At 72.0% G+C, this 17,858-nt stretch carries 18 protein-coding genes; 7 read left to right on the forward strand and 11 right to left on the reverse strand.

Annotation, left to right across the window (positions count from 1 at the left end; genetic code table 11):
• Positions 1 to 97 precede the first annotated feature (97 nt).
• From Q5694_RS15560 to Q5694_RS15570, 3 genes are all read right to left on the reverse strand, one after another.
• Complete coding sequence (locus tag Q5694_RS15560; RefSeq protein ID WP_333933542.1) at positions 98 to 877, reverse strand: HAD-IIA family hydrolase; 780 nt, start codon at positions 875 to 877, stop codon at positions 98 to 100.
• Between the two features lie 540 nt (positions 878 to 1,417).
• The gene (locus Q5694_RS15565) at positions 1,418 to 2,185 is read right to left on the reverse strand and encodes a hypothetical protein (protein WP_333933543.1); all 768 of its coding nucleotides are present in this window, start codon (positions 2,183 to 2,185) and stop codon (positions 1,418 to 1,420) included.
• Positions 2,186 to 2,308: 123 nt separating this feature from the next.
• Positions 2,309 to 3,394, reverse strand: a complete 1,086-nt coding sequence (locus tag Q5694_RS15570; protein WP_333933693.1) for an ROK family transcriptional regulator — start codon at positions 3,392 to 3,394, stop codon at positions 2,309 to 2,311.
• A 94-nt stretch (positions 3,395 to 3,488) separates the two neighbouring features.
• Between Q5694_RS15570 and Q5694_RS15575 the strand changes: the two genes are divergently transcribed.
• The 3 genes from Q5694_RS15575 to Q5694_RS15585 all read left to right on the forward strand — a co-directional run bounded on the left by Q5694_RS15575 (position 3,489) and on the right by Q5694_RS15585 (position 6,042).
• Positions 3,489 to 4,580: a Gfo/Idh/MocA family protein gene (locus Q5694_RS15575; RefSeq protein WP_333933544.1), complete on the forward strand. Its 1,092-nt coding sequence runs from the start codon at positions 3,489 to 3,491 to the stop codon at positions 4,578 to 4,580.
• Positions 4,577 to 5,095: a heme-degrading domain-containing protein gene (locus Q5694_RS15580; RefSeq protein WP_333933546.1), complete on the forward strand. Its 519-nt coding sequence runs from the start codon at positions 4,577 to 4,579 to the stop codon at positions 5,093 to 5,095. The genes Q5694_RS15575 and Q5694_RS15580 overlap by 4 nt, the downstream gene beginning before the upstream one ends.
• An 80-nt stretch (positions 5,096 to 5,175) precedes the next feature.
• Positions 5,176 to 6,042, forward strand: coding sequence for an LLM class F420-dependent oxidoreductase (locus Q5694_RS15585; RefSeq protein ID WP_333933547.1), 867 nt, complete (start codon positions 5,176 to 5,178; stop codon positions 6,040 to 6,042).
• A gap of 108 nt (positions 6,043 to 6,150) precedes the next feature.
• On the opposite strand, the gene Q5694_RS15590 is transcribed toward Q5694_RS15585, so the two are convergent.
• From Q5694_RS15590 to Q5694_RS15600, 3 genes are all read right to left on the reverse strand, one after another.
• Entirely contained in the window at positions 6,151 to 7,008 is an 858-nt protein-coding gene (locus tag Q5694_RS15590; RefSeq protein WP_333933548.1) for a fumarylacetoacetate hydrolase family protein, read from the reverse strand.
• A 146-nt stretch (positions 7,009 to 7,154) separates the two neighbouring features.
• Complete coding sequence (locus Q5694_RS15595; RefSeq protein ID WP_333933549.1) at positions 7,155 to 7,865, reverse strand: YidC/Oxa1 family membrane protein insertase; 711 nt, start codon at positions 7,863 to 7,865, stop codon at positions 7,155 to 7,157.
• Positions 7,866 to 7,932: 67 nt separating this feature from the next.
• Positions 7,933 to 8,205 carry a DUF6412 domain-containing protein gene (locus Q5694_RS15600; RefSeq protein ID WP_443040889.1) on the reverse strand — a complete coding sequence of 91 codons (273 nt, stop codon included), beginning with the start codon at positions 8,203 to 8,205 and terminating at the stop codon, positions 7,933 to 7,935.
• A 371-nt stretch (positions 8,206 to 8,576) separates the two neighbouring features.
• Between Q5694_RS15600 and Q5694_RS15605 the strand changes: the two genes are divergently transcribed.
• The 3 genes from Q5694_RS15605 to Q5694_RS15615 all read left to right on the forward strand — a co-directional run bounded on the left by Q5694_RS15605 (position 8,577) and on the right by Q5694_RS15615 (position 13,453).
• A complete protein-coding gene (locus Q5694_RS15605) occupies positions 8,577 to 9,593 on the forward strand; it encodes an SEC-C metal-binding domain-containing protein (RefSeq protein ID WP_333933551.1) in 1,017 nt (338 codons plus the stop codon).
• Between the two features lie 193 nt (positions 9,594 to 9,786).
• Positions 9,787 to 12,933, forward strand: coding sequence for a DUF3427 domain-containing protein (locus Q5694_RS15610; protein ID WP_333933552.1), 3,147 nt, complete (start codon positions 9,787 to 9,789; stop codon positions 12,931 to 12,933).
• Between the two features lie 307 nt (positions 12,934 to 13,240).
• Positions 13,241 to 13,453, forward strand: a complete 213-nt coding sequence (locus tag Q5694_RS15615) for a hypothetical protein (RefSeq protein ID WP_333933553.1) — start codon at positions 13,241 to 13,243, stop codon at positions 13,451 to 13,453.
• A 245-nt stretch (positions 13,454 to 13,698) separates the two neighbouring features.
• On the opposite strand, the gene Q5694_RS15620 is transcribed toward Q5694_RS15615, so the two are convergent.
• The 5 genes from Q5694_RS15620 to Q5694_RS15640 form a co-directional block, all read right to left on the reverse strand.
• Positions 13,699 to 14,073, reverse strand: coding sequence for a VOC family protein (locus Q5694_RS15620; protein ID WP_333933554.1), 375 nt, complete (start codon positions 14,071 to 14,073; stop codon positions 13,699 to 13,701).
• A 95-nt stretch (positions 14,074 to 14,168) separates the two neighbouring features.
• Positions 14,169 to 14,654: a MarR family transcriptional regulator gene (locus Q5694_RS15625; protein ID WP_333933555.1), complete on the reverse strand. Its 486-nt coding sequence runs from the start codon at positions 14,652 to 14,654 to the stop codon at positions 14,169 to 14,171.
• 50 nt (positions 14,655 to 14,704) lie between these two features.
• Positions 14,705 to 15,502 (reverse strand): alpha/beta fold hydrolase, encoded by a 798-nt coding sequence (locus tag Q5694_RS15630; RefSeq protein ID WP_333933556.1) that lies wholly within the window; start codon positions 15,500 to 15,502, stop codon positions 14,705 to 14,707.
• 105 nt (positions 15,503 to 15,607) lie between these two features.
• Positions 15,608 to 16,105, reverse strand: a complete 498-nt coding sequence (locus Q5694_RS15635; protein WP_333933557.1) for a DUF2267 domain-containing protein — start codon at positions 16,103 to 16,105, stop codon at positions 15,608 to 15,610.
• Between the two features lie 154 nt (positions 16,106 to 16,259).
• Complete coding sequence (locus Q5694_RS15640) at positions 16,260 to 16,682, reverse strand: Hsp20/alpha crystallin family protein (RefSeq protein WP_333933558.1); 423 nt, start codon at positions 16,680 to 16,682, stop codon at positions 16,260 to 16,262.
• 266 nt (positions 16,683 to 16,948) lie between these two features.
• Here Q5694_RS15640 and Q5694_RS15645 point away from each other — a divergent pair, with 266 nt between their 5' ends.
• Positions 16,949 to 17,263: a hypothetical protein gene (locus Q5694_RS15645; RefSeq protein WP_333933560.1), complete on the forward strand. Its 315-nt coding sequence runs from the start codon at positions 16,949 to 16,951 to the stop codon at positions 17,261 to 17,263.
• Positions 17,264 to 17,858 lie beyond the last annotated feature (595 nt).

Consider the following 17,858-nt stretch of genomic DNA (forward strand, 5'->3'; position numbering starts at 1 on the left):
CCTCCCCCGCACGGTGGGCCGCCGCATCCTCAGGGACGCGGCGGCTGCTCCGTACGGGTGGTGACGGGTTTGGGCCCGCGGGGCGTGAGGACCCGGGTCAGATCCGGTCGACGAGGTCCGCGATCGAGTCCACGACCTGCGACGGCCGGTACGGGAAGTCCTCGATCTGGTCGGGTCGCGTCAGGCCGGTGAGCACCAGGAACGTCTGCATGCCGGCCTCCATGCCGGCCAGCACGTCGGTGTCCATGCGGTCGCCGATCATGGCGCTGCTCTCCGAGTGGGCCCCGATGGCGTTCAGGCCGGTCCGCATCATCAGCGGGTTGGGCTTGCCCGCGAAGTACGGCTTCTTGCCGGTCGCCCGGGTGATCAGGGCGGCCACCGCGCCGGTCGCGGGCAGCGGGCCCTCGGTGGAGGGGCCGGTCTCGTCGGGGTTGGTGCAGATGAAGCGGGCGCCGCCGTTGATGAGCCGGACCGCCTTCGTCATGGACTCGAAGGAGTAGGTGCGGGTCTCGCCGAGGACGACGTAGTCCGGCTCGTGGTCGGTGAGGATGTAGCCGATGTCGTGCAGCGCGGTGGTCAGCCCGGCCTCGCCGATGACGTACGCCGAGCCGCCCGGCCGCTGGTCGTCCAGGAACTGGGCGGTGGCCAGGGCCGAGGTCCAGATGCTCTCGATCGGCACTTCCAGGCCCATGCGCCGCAGCCGGGCGTGCAGGTCGCGCGGGGTGTACATGGAGTTGTTGGTGAGGACCAGGAAGGGCCTGCCGGACTCCCGCAGCTTCTTCAGGAAGGCGTCGGCACCGGGGATCGGTACGCCCTCGTGGATGAGGACACCGTCCATGTCGGTCAGCCACGACTGGATGGGCTTGCGGTCTGCCATGTGCGGGATCTCCTGCCGTACGCGGTCCAGCGTGCGATCCAGCCTAAACAGTGCGGGGATCTTGGGGAACGGCCCGCGTACGGCGTCCCGCCTGTCGGACGCCCACGACGGGCAGGACAGGTCCGCGACGGCGGGCAGCACAGGCCCACGACGGGCAGGACAGGTCGGCGACCGCGGGCGGGGTGGGTCCGGGAACCCGGTGGGCGCAGCAGATCCGCGACGGCGGGCGGGGGCAGATCCGCGACACGCACAGGGGCAGGTCCGCGACCGCGGGCGCGGCAAGTCCCGGAACCCGGCGGGCGCAGCAGATCCGCGACCGCGGGCAGGGGCAGATCCGCGACGCCGGACAGGGGCGGGCCAACGACGGCGGGCAGCACAGGCCCACGACGGGCAGGACAGGTCCGCGACCGCGGGCGCGGCAGGTCCCGGAACCCGGCGGACGCAGCAGATCCGCGACGCCGGGCAGCACAGGTCTACGACGGGCAGGGCGGGTCCGCGACCGCGGGCGGGGCGGGTCCGGGAACGCCGTGGGACGCGGGTCTAGCGGCGGCGGCGTGCCAGGAGCAGGACGCTGCCCACGGCGAGCAGCAGGGCCGACGCGGCGGCCGCGATCCGCACGCCGGACCCGGTGCTCGCGAGTTCCTCGGCGAACGGGAACCGGTCCTCGCGGGGCGGGACGGAGGCGTCGGGGTCGGGTTCGGCGTCGGGCCGGTTCCCGGTGCCGGGGTCGGTGCCCGCGCCGCCCTCCTCGATCCGGAAGCGGTAGTCGCCGGACTGGCCGACCCAGTCGCCGTCGTCGTCGTGGCGCTGGACGACCGCGGCGTTGACCGTGACGTCGTTCGGCACGGCGTCCGAGGTGAGCGCGAGCCGCACCTTCACGGTGACGGTCCCGCCGGGGCCGACCGTGAACCCGCGGAAGCCGCCCTCCTCGTCGGAGAACGCCCCCACGAGTTCGTCCTCGCCGCTCTCCTCGAACCGCACCGGGTGGGCCCGTGAGCCGTCGAAGAACTCCAGCCGCGGCTGGGAGGGTTCCAGGGCGCGCTTGTCGTCGACGAGCACGACGACGGGGTGGATGTCCTCGCACGTCCGGTCGGTCGTGTTGGTCAGGTCGACGTACCAGGTCCCGAAGCCGCCCCCGGCCGTGTACGAGGCGGGTCCGCCGTGGATGCGGGTGGTGAGCGGGAAGGTGTGGTCGTCGGGCGCGGCACAGGCGGGCGCCGGGTCGTCCGCGTACGCCGGGTGAGCACCAGGGAGCAGGACGGCGGCCGCCGTCGCGAGGCAGAGGTGTACGGGCGTGCAGGGTCGCATGATGACGTGACATTGCCGCGCCGGGCCCCCGGTACGTCTGCCGCGCCGGATAGCCCCCCGAACGGCGGCGGCGATCCGCCCGGTCGGCGGACAGGAACGGGAGCCGGACCCCCGGCGGGTGCGTCAGCCGCTCCCGCGCCCGAACAGCGGTCCCAGCACGAGCTCGGCCGCGCCGGCCGCCACGATCCGGTCGCCGCCGGGGGCGGTCCGGACGGGCACCTCGTCCTGGCCGGTCCGCCGGGCCCGGGCCGTCAGGACCGCGCCGACACCGCGGACGAACGCCTCCGGTGCCGCGGCCACCGTGCGACCGCCCAGCAGGACCACGTCGATGTCGAGCAGGCCCACCAGGTTCGCCGCCGCGGTGCCCAGCACCCGGGCCGCCTCCGCCGGGTCGCCGCGTTCCACCGCGGCCAGGCACAGCGCCTCGACGCAGCCGCGCTGGCCGCAGGTGCAGGGCGGGCCGTCCAGCTGGATCACCTGGTGGCCGAACTCCCCCGCACCGGTCCGGGCCCCCCGGTGCACGGCGCCGCCGAAGACGAGCCCGGCCCCCAGACCCGTGCCGAGGTGCAGGTAGGCGAAGGAACCGGCCTCTCCCCCGGCGGCCAGGCCGAGGGCCGCCGCGTTGGTGTCCTTGTCGACGACCACCGGCATCGCGAGCCGCTGCGCCAGAGCCTGCCGCAGCGGGAAGCCGTCCCACGCGGGGAACCCGGTCACCCGGTGCAGGACGCCCCGGGTGTGGTCGAGCGGCCCCGGCAGCGCGACGCCCGCCCCCAGCAGGGTCCAGCCGGGCCCGTCCGCCCAGTCCCGCACCGCTCCCGTCACCGCCGCCAGCACGGCCCCGGCGCCCGCGCCCAGGTCCAGTGCGGCCCGGCGCTCGGCGACCACGCCCCCGCGCAGGTCGACCAGCACGGCCCGCACCTCGTCCCGGTCCAGGTGGACGCCGGCCGCGTGCCCCGCCTCGGGCACCAGCCGCAGGACCGTCCGCGGCTTGCCGCCCGTCGAGGCCCGTCGCCCCGCCTCGGCCGCGAGCCCCTCCTGCCGCAACCGGGCCGTGATCTTGCTGACCGCCTGGGGGGTGAGTCCGGTCCGCTCGGCGAGTTCGAGCCGGCTGATCCCCTCCTGTCCCGCCGCGCGCAGCAGGCCGAGGACCAGCGCGGTGTTGTGGCTGCGCAGGGCCGGCAGATTCACCCCGCCGCCCGTGCCGCGCATGCCGCCCACTCCGCCCGTCCTCTCGTCCGCCCTGTTCACACCCCCATTGTCCCCGGCGCTTGCACTTTGGCAACAGCGTTGCGAAAGTGGACGCATGACTGGCACACCCCCCGGCACCGCTTCCGGTTCGCCGCTCCGCGTCGGCCTCGTCGGCTACGGCCTCGCCGGCTCCGTCTTCCACGCCCCGCTGATCGCCGCCACCGAGGGTCTCGCCCTCGACACGGTCGTCACCTCGAACCCGGAACGGCAGCAGCAGGCCCGCGCCGAGTTCCCGGACGTCCGCCTGGCCGCCTCACCGGACGAGCTGTTCGACCGGGCCGCCGAACTGGACCTGGTCGTGGTGGCGTCGCCGAACAAGACCCACGTGCCGCTCGCGACGACGGCCCTGAAGGCCGGTCTGCCGGTCGTGGTCGACAAGCCCGTGGCCGGCACCGCGGCCGAGGCCCGGGCCCTGGCCTCCCTGGCCGAGGAGCGCGAACTGCTGCTCTCCGTCTTCCAGAACCGCCGCTGGGACAACGACTTCCTCACCCTGCGCAAGCTCCTGGACGAGGGCGGGCTGGGCGAGATCCGGCGCTTCGAGTCGCGCTTCGAGCGCTGGCGGCCCGAGCCCAAGGGCGGCTGGCGGGAGTCCGGCGACCCCGCGGAGATCGGCGGCCTGCTCTACGACCTCGGCAGCCACGTCGTCGACCAGGCCCTGGTCCTGTTCGGCCCCGCGGCCTCGGTGTACGCGGAGACGGACGTCCGCCGCCCGGGTGCGCAGACCGACGACGACACGTTCATCGCGATCACGCACGCCAACGGCGTCCGCTCCCACCTGTACGTCTCCGCCACGACCGCCCAACTGGGCCCGCGCTTCCGCGTCCTGGGCTCCACCGCCGGGTACGTCAAGTACGGGCTCGACCCCCAGGAGGCCGCCCTGCGGGAAGGTCTGCGGCCCGGGCCCGGCTGGGGCGTGGAGCCCGAGTCGCTGTGGGGCCGGGTGGGCTCCGGCGAGTCCCCGGTGACCGGCGGCGGCCGCCCCGAGCCGACCCTGCCGGGTGACTATCCCGCCTACTACACCGCCGTGGCGAAGGCCCTGCTGGAGGGCGCCCCCAACCCGGTGACCGCGCGTGAGGCGGCCGCCGCCCTGGACGTACTGGAAGCCGCCCGCCGTTCGGCCCGCGAGAAGGTGACGGTGACCCTGTGACCGCCGAGAACAGCCCGCACGGCCAGGAGCTCACGCCGAGGCCCCGCCCGGAGCTGACGCCGAGCCCGGAGGAGCTGGAGAAGCAGGAACGCCGCCTGGTGTTCCGCCGGTTCACGCACGACGACGCCTGGGCGCTGGGCTCGCTGCTCGTGGACATGGCCCGGGAGCGGCAGGCCCCGGTCGCCGTGGACATCCACCGGGCCGGACAGCAGCTCTTCCACGCGGCGCTGCCCGGCTCGACCCCGGACAACGACGCCTGGATCGCCCGCAAGCGCCGGGTGGTCGAGCGGTACGGCTCCGCCTCGTACCTGGTCGGCGCCCGCTTCCGCGCCAAGGGCACGACCTTCGAGGAGTCCTCGCGCCTCGACCCGGACACCTATGCGGCCCACGGCGGTTCCTTCCCGATCACCGTCGAGGGCGTGGGCGTGGTCGGCGCGGTGACGGTGTCCGGCCTGCCGCAGCTCGAGGACCACCGGCTCGTGGTGGAGGCACTGGAGCGGTTCCTCGATCTCTAGCCCGGCGGAATCAACCCCGGTCCCCTCCGGTTGGCACCTGCTGTACGCAGGACCTGACGCCCACCGGAGGGATCGGACAGATGAGCACGCCCGTCAAGGAAGCGGTCGGCCGGTACGGCATCTGGAGCGTGGGCCTGCGCTCGGAGGATCCGGGGCGGCGCGGGGAACTCACCGAGGCCGCCGCCGAACTGGAGGAACTCGGCTTCGGCGCGCTCTGGCTGGGCGGCAACTCCTCGGCGGCCAACGCCGCCCCGCTCGTCGAGGCGACCTCCCGGGTGCTCGTCGGCACCAGCATCCAGAGCATCTGGCAGCACGAACCGGACGCCGCCGCCCGCGCCTTCGCGGACCTGGAGTCCGCACATCCCGGCCGCTTCCTGCTCGGCCTCGGCGTCAGCCACGCCAAGCGGGTGGAGCAGTACGCCCGCCCCTACACGGCCCTGGTCGGTCACCTCGACGCGCTGGACGCCGCCGGGTTGCCGGCCGGCCGGCGCCTGCTGGCCGCGCTCGGCCCCAAGTCGCTGCGTCTGGCCCGCGACCGGGCGGCGGGCTCGATCCCGTACCTGGTCACCCCCGAACACACCGCGCACGCCCGGGAGATCCTGGGTGAGGGCCCGCTGCTCGCCCCTGAGCTGGGCGTGATCCCGGAGCGGGACCCGGACCGGGCCCGCGCGCTGGCCCGTGAGTTCCTGGAGCTCTATCTGCCCCTGCCGAACTACACCGACAACTTCCTGCGGCACGGCTTCACCGAGGACGACCTGCGCGGCGGCGGCAGCGACCGTCTGGTGGACGCCCTGTTCGCCTGGGGCGACGGCACGGCGATCCGCGCCCGGCTCGACGCGTTCTTCGACGCGGGCGCGGACCACCTGGCCCTCCAGGTCCTGGACGGCACCCCGCGCGACGGCCTGCCGAGGACGGCGTGGCGCGAGGTGGCGGCCCTGCTGGACTGACGGCCCCCACGGGGGCGCGGGAACCTGCGCGACGAGCCGCGGACGGCCCGCGGCCGACCCGGCCGGCGCGGCCCCCGGCCCCCTCCGGGCCCCGCCCCCGGCGAAGCCCTACGCGTCCTTGATCTCCTGCCGCTGCCGTCCGAGCCCCTCGACCTCCAGTTCCACCACGTCCCCGGCCCGCAGGTAGGGCTTCGGCTCGGGCTGCCCCATGGCCACGCCCGCCGGGGTCCCGGTGTTGATGACGTCTCCGGGGTACAGGGTCATGAACCGGCTGACGTATCGCACGACTTCACCCACCGGGAAGATCTGCTCGGCGGTGGTCCCGTTCTGCTTGAGCTCGCCGTTGACCCACAGTCTCAGCGACAGCGCCTGCGGGTCGGGCACCTCGTCGGCGGTCACCAGCCACGGCCCCAGCGGGTTGAACGTCTCGCAGTTCTTGCCCTTGTCCCAGGTGCCGCCCCGCTCGATCTGGAACTCCCGCTCGGACACGTCGTGCGCCACCGCGTACCCGGCGACGTGCGCCAGCCCGTCCGCCGCGGACCCCAGACACCTGGCCGTACGCCCGATGACGACGGCCAGTTCGACCTCCCAGTCGGTCTTGCGGGAGCCGCGGGGCACGAGCACGGTGTCGTCGGGGCCGACCACCGTGTCCGGCGCCTTCATGAACACGACCGGTTCGGCGGGCGGTTCGGCCCCCGTCTCGCGCGCGTGGTCGTGGTAGTTCAGCCCGATGCACACGATCTTCCCGATGCGTCCCAGCGGCGGTCCGATCCGCAGCCCGGCCGCATCCAGTACGGGCAGGGTGCCGGCGTCGGCGGCGGCCCGGACCCGGGCGAGCGCCTCCTCGTCGGCGAGCAGCGTGCCGTCGACGTCCGGGACGACACCCGACAGGTCCCTCAGGGTCCCGTCGGCGTCGAGCAGCGCGGGCCGCTCCGCCCCGGCCGTACCGACTCGCAGCAGCTTCATGATCAATCTCCCTCGATCGCGGGCGCCCGTCCGACGCGCGCGACCCGGATGCGGCGGGGAGCCATCGGCAGGGCTGGTCGATCCTCCAAGGTCGAGGTCCAGTCCGCAATACCCCGTTCACGTACTGGACCCGCCCCTGCTGCCGGTCAGCGGTACAGCACGGCCCGCTCCGCGACGCTCCAGGTGGTGCTGGTGACGACGTACAGCGCGGCGGCCAGCGGCACCACGGCCACCGTGACCAGCGTGAAGAAGGACATGAACGGCATGACCCGCATCACCGCCCCGACCCCGGGCACCTGTGGGGCGTCACCGGGGTGACCCACCGGCCCGGCGGCCATCATGCGCCTGCTGAGCCGGTAGCTGAACACGGCGACGCACGCGACCACCAGGAACAGCCCCGCGTACACCAGCCCCGCCCCGCCGGACAACCCGCCCTCGAGCGCGTCGGCCCACCGCCCGCCGAGCGGTGCGGCGAACAGCCGGTGACCGAGCAGGCCGTTGGCCTCGCCGCCGATCGTGTCGCTGGAGAACAGGTGGTAGAGCAGGAAGAAGGCGGGGAGCTGCAGCAGCCCGGGCAGGCAGCCGGCCAGCGGCGACACCTTCTCCGCGGTGTGCAGGTCGAGCACGGCCCGCTGCAGCTTCTCCGGATCCCCGGCGTGCTTCCGGCGCAGCTCGGCGATCCTGGGCTGGAGCGCCGTCCGCGCCTTCTGGCCCCGCGCGGCGGCCCGGGACAGCGGATGGACGAGCAGCCGTACGAGCGCGGTGAACAGGACGATCGCGGCGGCGGCCGCGGAGGCGCCGAACAACGGCTGGAGCAGGTCGGCGAGTTGCTCGACCAGGTGAGCGAAGACGGACATGGGTGAGCCCTCCGGGGGTCTCGTCGTGCCGGAACGGAAACAGAGCGGCATGACGACCCGCGCGGGGTCAGCTACACGAGGAACACCCCTGCGCGACGGTCGCCCGGAGGGCGTGGCCGGGCGCCCGCGGCCGGGTGCGCCCGCGGGCGTCGGGATCGCGCTGGGGCAGGAAGGCGGTACGGCGATCGCGGTCGCGGATGGCCGTGCGCACCCGGGTGCGCGGCACGGCGGGCGCGCAGCGCGAGGCGACGAGGGAGCAGACCGCGAGGGCCGCCGAGGCGGCGGCGGTCGCGGCGAGGGCGACGGTGACGGAGAGGCTGCCGGTGTCGAGCAGCACCATCCCGGCGACCAGGAAGAGCAACGCGAGGACGGGACGCAGTGCGGACCGTATCCGGTTCACCGTCCGCCCCTCCTCTCGTACGCGCGTGAGCCCTGCTGCCGTTATACAGGATCACTCACCTCACCTCACCGGGCCGGGGCGGACGCGAGGCCGTGTGACGGCCCCCAGGGACGAGCCGGACGCGGACGAGCGGAGCGGGGACGAGCCGGACGCGGACGAGCGGAGCGGGGACGAGCCGGACGCGGACGAGCGGAGCGGGGACGAGCGGGGCGGGGAGAAGCCGGGAAGACGAGCGGGGGTGGGCGTGTGTCACCGGGGTCCGGTCCGTGCATCTCTCACGCTTGTCACCTCCCGGCAGTACGGTGTCCCCCATGCGCCCCGACACGCCTGCCGAAAACGTCGACCACACCGCCGAGGCGGCACGCCTGGAGCGGACCGCCGGCCTGTACCCCGAGGACGCCGAGGCCCTGCTGCTGCGCGCGGCGGCCCACCTGGAACTCTCCGGCGACCGCCCCAGCGCGACCAAGCTCTACGACCGCCTCCTGGCCTCCCCCGACGGCCTCGACCACCCTCACCTGGTCCGCGCCCTCAAGGCATCGAACCTCTGGGAGTACGGCCACGAGGCCGAGGCCAGGGCGATCATCGAGGGCGTCCGGGCCTCGGCCCCCCGGGACCCGGCCCCCTGGGTCATCGTCGCGGAGTCCCTGGAGAACCACGACGAGCTCGAAGCAGCGCACGAGACGTTCACGGAGGCGGTGCGCCACCTCCTGACCGACGTGCCGCACCCCCCGCAGCCGACCCACCCGCTGCTCTTCGGCCGCCACCGGGTCCGCCGCATGCTGGGCCGATCCCACGACGAGTGGGACGCCCTGGCCGACTCGGTGCACTCCCTGCCGGTCTCCCTGGACGAACTCCACGACCCCAAGCGCGTCTGGTCGCTCGGCTCGGAGAACCCGGCGGAACTGGAGGCCGAGATCCTCCGCCTCCGCGCGGAACTGGGCGCCTACCGCGAGGCACTCTCCCGCCCGTTCCCGGTGGCGATGCTCCACTGGCCGGCGCCGGAACTGACCGAACTCCTGGAGGCGTATCCGGCCCTGGCCGAGGAGTACCCGTCCCACGAGGAGCACCTGACCTCGATAGAGCGCGCCCTGCGTGAACTCGCCGCCTCCGGCACGCCCAACCTGGGCATCGTCACCGGCACGGTCCCGTCCTACGAGGCCTTCGCGGCCTCGGAGGGCAGCTCCCCGGGAGACCCGACGCTGCTCCCCCAGTACGCGACGACACTCGCGGCCCGGGGGCGTGCGGTGGCGTGGCCGCCGCAGCAGGGGGCGAGCTGCTGGTGCGGTTCGGGCCGCACGTACGGCGAGTGCCACGACCCCGCTGCCTGACCGCGCCGACACACCCACGGCAATTCACCGCGGAGCCGCCCCGGCGCGCGCGGCACCCCTGACGCGCCGCAGCGCCGGGCGTCCGGCCGGCTCACGCCTGAACCCCCCTCACCTGTAGGAGGTTGCTGTGAGAATTGATCCGTATCGCCACGAGTGATCGTTGCGTACGGAACTGCGAACCAGGGGGAGCACGGTGGCAGCAGGGGACCAGTCACAGCCGATCGCGGGCGTCTACGAGAAGCTGATCACCAGTGATGTCCGAGACGAACTGGAGAGTTTCCGGGCGGCCGGCTGGAAAGCCGTCGACGCCGAAGTCACGCCGGAAAGCTCCCCTCACGTACTGGCTCGCCACATCGGTGATGCTGTAACCGACAGACTGAGCCAGCTGCGCCCCGAGGATCGGGTCCCCGTTGCGAACCGCATCCTCAAGGCACTCGCTGAAGCCGCGCCCGACCCCGCCCACGAAGCAGCTACGCACACCATCGTCGAAGGTCCACGGCAGCTGCTGACCCTCGCTCGGCAGGAGGCTCCCGGCGTATACGCCCTACGCCCCCTCACGCCCCTCTCCGAGACCTCGTTGATCACCAACGCACCCGAGGACCTCAGTCTCGGCGCCGAGCTGAGGGCCGAACTCGCCACCGCCGACCGCATCGACCTGCTCTGTGCCTTCGTGAAGTGGTACGGCATTCGCGTCCTCGAAGACTCGTTGCGGGCCGCGAAGGAACGGGGAGTGCCGATCCGTGTCATCACGACGACGTACATCGGAGCGACCGACCGGCACGCACTCGACCGACTCGTCCGCGATTTCGGAGCTACCGTCAAGGTCAACTACGAGATCCGCTCCACTCGACTACACGCCAAGGCGTGGCTCTTCCGACGGCACACGGGCTTCGACACGGCTTACGTCGGGAGCTCCAACCTCTCCAAAGCAGCACTCCTTGACGGTTTGGAGTGGAACGTCCGTTTGTCCTCGGTGGCCACACCGGCCGTACTGAAGAAGTTCGAGGCGACCTTCGATGCGTACTGGAGCGACTCGGCATTCGAGACGTACGACCCCGACCGCCACAGTGGCCGCCTCGACCAAGCCCTAGCACAAGCGGGCAGCAGCACCTCTACCACCGAGCTGAAGATCAACCTTTCGGGATTGGAGGTGCGCCCGTTCCCGTATCAACGGGACATGCTGGAGCGTCTTCGTGTGGAGCGCGAACTTCGGGGGCGCGACCGTAACCTTCTGGTCGCAGCCACCGGCACGGGCAAGACCGTCATGGCGGCTCTGGATTACCGAAACCTGGCCAAGACCTTCGACGATCGCCGGCCGAAGTTGCTGTTCGTGGCACACCGCAAGGAGATCCTCAAGCAGTCCCTGCGTACGTACCGCGAGGTGCTCGACGACGCGTCGTTCGGTGAACTGCTCCACGGCGGTGAAGAACCACAGACTTGGGACCACGTCTTCGCCAGCGTCCAGTCCCTCAACGTGCAGCGGCTCGAAGAATTGGCTCCGCACCAGTTCGACGTCATCGTCATTGACGAGTTCCACCACGCCACGGCCACGACGTACCGCCGGGTCATCGATCACTTCAAGCCCAAGGAACTCCTCGGGCTGACGGCGACCCCCGAGCGCATGGACGGACTCAACGTACAAGACGAGTTCTTCGACGGTCGCATCGCTGCCGAGATGCGCCTTTGGGAGGCTCTCGAAAACGATCTGCTGTGCCCTTTCCACTACTTCGGCATCCCTGACGGCACCGACCTCACGAACCTCACCTGGCAGCGGGGCGCCTATACGGACCAAGAACTCGGCAACCTCTACACGGGCAACGAGGCGCGCGCCCGGATCATCGTCAAGCAGGTCCGTGACAAGGTGTCGCAGCTCACGGCCATGCGCGCGTTGGGTTTCTGCGTGGACAAGCAGCACGCGCGCTTCATGGCCGACTTCTTCCGACGGGCAGGCTTCGCGGCCACCGCACTCACCAGCGACTCGCACGCGGCGGAACGGGCCCAGGCCCTCACCGACCTGCGAGCGGGGAAACTGCAGGTCATCTTCTCCGTCGACCTGTTCAACGAGGGCCTCGACATCCCTGATGTCGATACTCTTCTCCTCCTCCGCCCCACCAACAGCGCCACGGTATTTCTCCAGCAGCTCGGTCGAGGGCTACGGCGCACAGAGACGAAGCCCGTCCTCACCGTCCTCGACTTCATCGGACAGCATCGGGCGGAGTTCCGCTTCGAGGAGCAGTTCCGCGCCCTCACGAACCTCTCCAGGAACCGGCTCGTCGATCACATCGAGCGTGACTTCCCTCTTCTGCCGTCAGGTTGCCAGATCATCCTGGAGGGCAAAGCCAAGAACCTGGTGCTCGACAACATCCGGACCCAACTGAGCGCCAACGTCAAGACCTTGGTCGCCGAGGTCAAGTCCTACGGCGCGACCCGGCTAGCTGACTACCTGAGGGAGAGCCGTCGGGAGATCAAGGAGTTGTACAAGAGTGACAACTCCTGGACGTCCGTCGTCCGCCGAGCGGGCCTCATCAAGACCGCCGCACCAGCGGGGGAATCAGCCCTCCTCAAGCGCGCCCACGCCTTTCTCCACGTAGATGACCCGGACCGGGCCGACGCCTATCTACGTCTGCTGGCCGACGACGCACCGCACTACGACCAGCTGAACGTCACCGACCAGACGTACGCGCGGATGCTTTTCTTCAATGTGTGGGACAACGCGGGCGGTTTCACCAGCTACCAGCAAGGTCTGGACTCGCTCCGAGATCAGCCCGTGGTCCGCGACGAACTGCGTCAAGTGCTCTCCCACGTCATGGAACAGGCGGACCACCTCCCCCTCCCCTTGCCCGGGGAACTCAGCCAACTCCCGTTGAAGGTGCACTGCTCCTACAACCGGTCCGAGGTCCTCGCCGCGCTGGGAGTGGCCCGCTTCGGCGGGCAGATGCCCAGGCACTTCGCCCAAGGCGTTCAATGGGTCCAAGACCTGCGGACGGACGCCCTGCTGATCACCCTGGAAAAGAACGAGAAGGACTTCTCCCCCACCGTCCGATACAAGGACTACGCGTTGAGCCCGACGCTGTTCCACTGGGAATCACAGAACGCAACGGCCGCGAACTCCCCCACGGGCCAGCGGTATCAGCACCACGCTGAGCGGGGCAGCCACGTCCTGCTCTTCGTGCGCCGCTACAAGAACACCGACATCGGTAAGCCCCAGCCGTGGATGCTTCTCGGCCCGGCCACCTATGAGGAACACTCGGGCAGCAAGCCGATGGCCATTACATGGCGCCTCCACCACCAGCTCCCCGCAGATGTGTGGACGTACGCGGCCATCACGGCCGGCAGTTGACCGGACCATCGCCTGGGCTGAGTCCGAGCGGAGCCCTCAGGGTGCTTCGGGAGCTTCCCTGCATCCTGAGCGCCGCTCCGATGCTCTTCAGTCGGGTCTACGGCCGCATAGGAGGCACCGCTGCGCCGATGTCCCGCCCGGCTGCGATGAAGCGTCGAGCTTTCGCAGTCAGTGAGCGGGCATGATGGATGTCGTGGACAGTCCGAGCGCTCAGTGGATCACCATCGCTGCCTACGAGAACCTGCCGGGCGGCCCCCCGCCGATGGCGGCCGTGCGGGCTTGACTGCGCGATCGCGGCATCGACTGGATGCCCTTCACGCATGACGAGGTCCGCTGGGACCTGGCCTGCGGGGTCGGTTCCGACGGTCACTGGCACGGCTGGTTCGACATTCGCGTCGAGGCTGACGCGTTACGGCAGCTCGGGCTCCATCCCGACCAGCCCGGCGCCACCGCTGTCGGACCGTCCCCGCCCCGCTGGTGGCACGCCGCCGCCGAACGCAACGCTCGGAGCCGTCACTGACGGTCGGGCGGGTGATCGTCACGTCGGCCAGGACGTACCCACGGCCGCCGGGTCCGCTTGAGGTCGACGGTTCGGGGTGGGGGCGGCGGGACCAGTGGGACGGAGGCCAGGGGGACTCGCCGAGTGCGGGAGTCGGAGGCGTCCTGTGCGGGCGGGCCGTCAGGGGCAGGGGACATGGTCGTCCCACCGGGCCGACGGACGTTCCCCCTGCCCGCCCTCGCGGGGAGCGGGGCTGTGCCCGTCTTCTAGCCCTTCTCCCCCCGCTCGATGCAGAACTCGTTGCCCTCCGGGTCCGTCATCACGACCCAGCCCCGGCCGTTCGGGAGGGTGCGGTCCGCGTGGATGCGGGCGCCGAGGGAGAGCGCGCGTTCGACCTCCTCGGCTCGGGTGCGGCCCGTCGGTGCGAGGTCGAAGTGGAGGCGGTTCTTGATCCCCTTGGGGTCCCCGGTCCTGATGAAGAGCAGGCCCGGCGTGCCGACGGCAAGTTCGATCAGGACCTCGTCGTCGCCGGGCTCGTCGGTGCCCGAGATGGGGTGGCCGAGGAACTCGGACCAGAAGCGGGCCAGTTCGTAGGGCTCGCCGGTGCAGTCGAAGGTGATGTGGCGCAGGGTGGGGTTCAACGGTCGGTCCCGTCCCGTCGGTGGGCAGTGGTGCCGTGCGCTCCGCAGCATCGTCGGCGGGGACGGGGGCTGTCGAACTATTTGACGGGGTCGGACTATATGACGGGGTCGGGGAGGTTCCCGTCGCCGCCCAGGTTGGCGACCATGCGCCTCAGGACGTTGACCGTGGTGACGAAGTCGGCCTGGGAGACGCCCTCGTGGGTCCGGGTGTGGACGGGGAGGTTGCGTTCCCGGGCGCGGAGCCGGGCCGCCTCACCCTCTTCCGTGAGGGTCATGCCGCCTCGCTGGTCCTCCCTGAGCCAGCCGCGGGCGTTCAAGTCGTCGTAGACCGCGTCGAGGTCGGTGTCCTGGTCGTCGTAGGGGCTGAGGCGGTCGGTGAGGGACGCGCGGGTCCAGTGGCCGGGTGCGCCGGAGGCGTGGTTGAGGGTCCACCAGTGGGGCTGGGTGAGGTTCTCCACGGCCAGTTGGGCGCGGATCGCCCCTACGACCCTGCGGTAGGCCTCACCGGTCCAGGCGCCGATCGGCTGGGCGGCCAGTTCCTCGTCGGGGTAGTCCCTCAGGTCGTCGGTCCGCGTGGTCATGCTCGTCCTCCCTGCGCTCCGTGGGTTCCGGTCGCGACGACGGTAGGACCTCAAGCTTGGTCGAGGTCAAGGAGGAATGTGCGTACCGCCTCGTGCAGGCGGGCCGGCTGGTCGAGGTGGACGTCGTGGCCCGCGCCGGGAATCCGGACGAGGCGGGTCTGCGGGCGGTGGGTGAGCATGGTCGCGGGTTCGTCGGCGCGCATCGTGCTGTGTTCGGCCTGTACGAGCAGAGTGGGGCAGGTGATGCGCGTCCAGTCCCGCCAGTAGGCGTGGGTGGCCAGTTCGGCGACCGTGGAGATCATCGTCGCGCGGTCGAAGGCCGGATGCCAGCCGTCCTCATGTTGCTCCAGTGTTCCCGTCCACGCTTCGTGCCCGAGGAACCCTGCCGCCTCCTCCAGGGATGCGAACGGCGTCGGCCAGCTGTCCAGCCAACGCGCGATCCTGCCCGGGAGTTCGGGAGCCGGGCCGCCCGGGCCGGCCTCGACCAGGATCAAGGACGCCACCAGACGGGGCTGCGACGCGGCGAGCAGAAGGGCCGTGTGGCCGCCCAGGGACTGGCCGAGCAGCGTCACGGGGGCCAGGTCGAGTGCCTCGATCACGGTGACGGCGTCCCGGACGTGGGCCGCGCGGCTCGTGTCCGGCGGGATGCGGGTGCCCGCTCCGTGGCCCCGGGCGTCGTACGTCACCACGCGGTGGCCGTCGGCCGTCAGTCGTGCTCCGAGGGCGTCCCACTCCCCCTGGTGGCCCGCCAGGCCGTGCAGGAGGAGGAAGGCGGCCGCCCCGGGCGGACCTGCGGGGCGGTGATCCGTGCAGGCGATGCGCGTGCCGTCGGCAGCGGTGAGTGTCACGGGTTGCTTCCGGGTCACGGGGCTCCTGGTCGGCGGCTGGGACTCCCGGGCGCGACGGCCACCATCCGCGTGCTGCCGTGGTGGCCGTCGCGCCCGGCGTCGGGTTCACGATGCCGGGCTCAGGTCCGCTCGGCCGAACAGGAGGGCGTAGCCGGGCGGGAGTTGGGCCAGGATGCGGGTCACCAGGTCGTCGCCGACCAGGGGCGGCAGCACGCTGAGGACGGAACTGACGTCCCAGCGGGCCGTCGCGGGGGTCGCCCCCTCGATGCGGGCCGCGACGGAGTCGACGAACTCCGCTGCGGTGAGGCGGCGCGTGGCCGGGATCTGGGAGGCGACGACCCTGGCGGCCTCTTCCGGCAGGGCGTGTGCGAGGTCGACCCGTTCGTCTCCGACGACGTGACCGCCGAGGGCGGACAGGACGATACGGGTGATCCGCTCGGCCTCCGGCCTGGTGGGGTACTGGCCCGATTCCCGTACCGCGTCGACCAGCCGGGCCCAGGCGCTGTCGTCGTCCCGGGTCTTCCGGTGCTGCGGCGGGGTCGGGATCAGGGTCTTCGGGGCCGTGGGTGTCGTCGTCACACTGGGCACCGTCGTCACGCTCATCTACGGGTCTTCCTCCGGATCCGGTGCTGCTGCCTGCGCGCCGCCGGGCTCCTCCGGCGCCGGCGGCACGGGGCGTGGGTGGGGTGCGCGGGGCCGTCCCCGAGGGGGACGACGGGGGACGGCCCTCGTGCCTGCGTGGGTACGGTCGGCCGGGTCAGCCGCTGATCTGCTTGCGCGCGTCGCCGCCCGTGATCTGGATGCGGCGGGGCTTGGCCTGTTCGGCCACCGGGATGCGCAGGGTCAGCACACCGGCCTCGTACGACGCGTCGATGCGCTCCGTGTCGAGCGTGTCGCCGAGGAACAGCTGGCGGGTGAACGTGCCGGTGGGACGCTCGGCCACCAGCGATTCGGCGCCCTCGGGGGCCGGCGAGCGGCGCTCGGCGCGGACGTTGAGGACGTTGCGCTCCACGTCCAGTTCGATCGTCTCGGGGTCGATGCCGGGGAGGTCGAAGTGGACGAAGAAATCGTCCCCGGAGCGGTAGGCGTCCATCGCCATCGCGGACGGGCGGGCGGCGGAGCCGAGGACCTGCTGGGTGAGACGGTCGAGTTCACGGAAGGGGTCCGTGCGCATGAGCATCACGGGTCACTCCTCTCTTCAGGCGCAGTAGGTGCGATGCCCGACGGTCTGCGTCTTCTTATATAGCTCGGAGGAGGAAAGTTGACAAGCCCCGGCTCAGGTTGGGGCGAGGAATTCTGACCTGCCCTGGCGCAGGCGCCCGGCCACGCGGGGGTTAGCCTCGGGCTTCGAGGGATCGGGGGACGGACCGAGACGGACCGGCGGGACCGAAGGGACCCAGTCCCGTCCGGGATGGGGCGAGGAACGTGGCACGCAGGAGGCAGGCAATGGCGAAGGTTCCCAGCGCGGTGGTCGCCGCGAGCGGGCTCGTGGGCGGGTACGGGGCGGCCCGCTGGACCAGGCAGCGGCCGCTCGGCGGGGTCGTGCTGGCCGTCGCCGGGGCGGCTGCCGCCCGGCAGTGGCGGCAGCAGGCGGGTGGGGTGGCCGCGGGCGCGCTCACCGCCGCGTACGTCGCCGCGTTCGCGGGGTCGCACCCGCTGGCGAAGAAGGTGGGTGCCTGGCCGGCCGTGTTCGGCGTGGCCGGGGCCGTGGCGCTCGCGTCCTGGGCCGTGGCGGACCGGCGGGGGCGCGGCGACGCCTGACACCCCGTGGGCAGGGCTCGCGGTACGGGGTGCGCCTTCGCAGTGAGGCGACGGCGCACCACGGCGTTCGGCCGCCCGTTCGGCAAGGTAACCCGGCGGACCGCGGACCGGGCATCCGCTGACCGGTGACTGGCCAACCGGTGACCTGCCGATCGGCCGATCCGTGGCCCCGTCCCCGGCCAGCCGATAAGTGGCCCGATGGCCGACCGGCCGATGAGCAGCCCGGTGGCCGACCGGCCGATCCGTGGCCCCGTCCCCGGCCAGCCGAAAAGTGGCCCGATGGCCGACCGGCCGATGAGCAGCCCCATCCCCGGCCGACCGACGAGTGGCCCCGTCCCCGGCCGGCCGGCCGGCCGACCCATGGCCCCTGTGGTTGGGACCGGCGGAGCCTCCCGACAGGCACCGGGCCCGGTGACCGGGCCAACGGCGTACGCACAGCAGAGAACCCGGCCCTGAATTCCAGGGCCGGGTTCTCGTCGGAGCGCCGGGCAGGCCTTGCACCTGCATCTCCCCACAGGAAGTGGGGCGTCTTTCCTTGGACCACCAACGCACTGTCCCCCCACCGGAGTTCCGGCGGCTGGACGCAGATCAACTA

This window comes from Streptomyces sp. AHA2 (assembly GCF_036857595.1).
In the GTDB taxonomy this organism is placed as follows: Bacteria; Actinomycetota; Actinomycetes; order Streptomycetales; family Streptomycetaceae; genus Streptomyces.

Excerpts from the sequence above, each read along its gene's own strand:
- Q5694_RS15560 (WP_333933542.1), bottom strand. The coding sequence starts at position 877 with ATGGCAGACCGCAAGCCCATCCAGTCGTGGCTGACCGACATGGACGGT.
- Q5694_RS15565 (WP_333933543.1), bottom strand. The coding sequence starts at position 2,185 with ATGCGACCCTGCACGCCCGTACACCTCTGCCTCGCGACGGCGGCCGCC.
- Q5694_RS15570 (WP_333933693.1), bottom strand. The coding sequence starts at position 3,394 with ATGCGCGGCACGGGCGGCGGGGTGAATCTGCCGGCCCTGCGCAGCCAC.
- Q5694_RS15575 (WP_333933544.1), top strand. The coding sequence starts at position 3,489 with ATGACTGGCACACCCCCCGGCACCGCTTCCGGTTCGCCGCTCCGCGTC.
- Q5694_RS15585 (WP_333933547.1), top strand. The coding sequence starts at position 5,176 with ATGAGCACGCCCGTCAAGGAAGCGGTCGGCCGGTACGGCATCTGGAGC.
- Q5694_RS15590 (WP_333933548.1), bottom strand. The coding sequence starts at position 7,008 with ATGAAGCTGCTGCGAGTCGGTACGGCCGGGGCGGAGCGGCCCGCGCTG.
- Q5694_RS15595 (WP_333933549.1), bottom strand. The coding sequence starts at position 7,865 with ATGTCCGTCTTCGCTCACCTGGTCGAGCAACTCGCCGACCTGCTCCAG.
- Q5694_RS15600 (WP_443040889.1), bottom strand. The coding sequence starts at position 8,205 with ATGGTGCTGCTCGACACCGGCAGCCTCTCCGTCACCGTCGCCCTCGCC.
- Q5694_RS15605 (WP_333933551.1), top strand. The coding sequence starts at position 8,577 with ATGCGCCCCGACACGCCTGCCGAAAACGTCGACCACACCGCCGAGGCG.
- Q5694_RS15615 (WP_333933553.1), top strand. The coding sequence starts at position 13,241 with ATGCCCTTCACGCATGACGAGGTCCGCTGGGACCTGGCCTGCGGGGTC.
- Q5694_RS15625 (WP_333933555.1), bottom strand. The coding sequence starts at position 14,654 with ATGACCACGCGGACCGACGACCTGAGGGACTACCCCGACGAGGAACTG.
- Q5694_RS15635 (WP_333933557.1), bottom strand. The coding sequence starts at position 16,105 with ATGAGCGTGACGACGGTGCCCAGTGTGACGACGACACCCACGGCCCCG.
- Q5694_RS15640 (WP_333933558.1), bottom strand. The coding sequence starts at position 16,682 with ATGCTCATGCGCACGGACCCCTTCCGTGAACTCGACCGTCTCACCCAG.
- Q5694_RS15645 (WP_333933560.1), top strand. The coding sequence starts at position 16,949 with ATGGCGAAGGTTCCCAGCGCGGTGGTCGCCGCGAGCGGGCTCGTGGGC.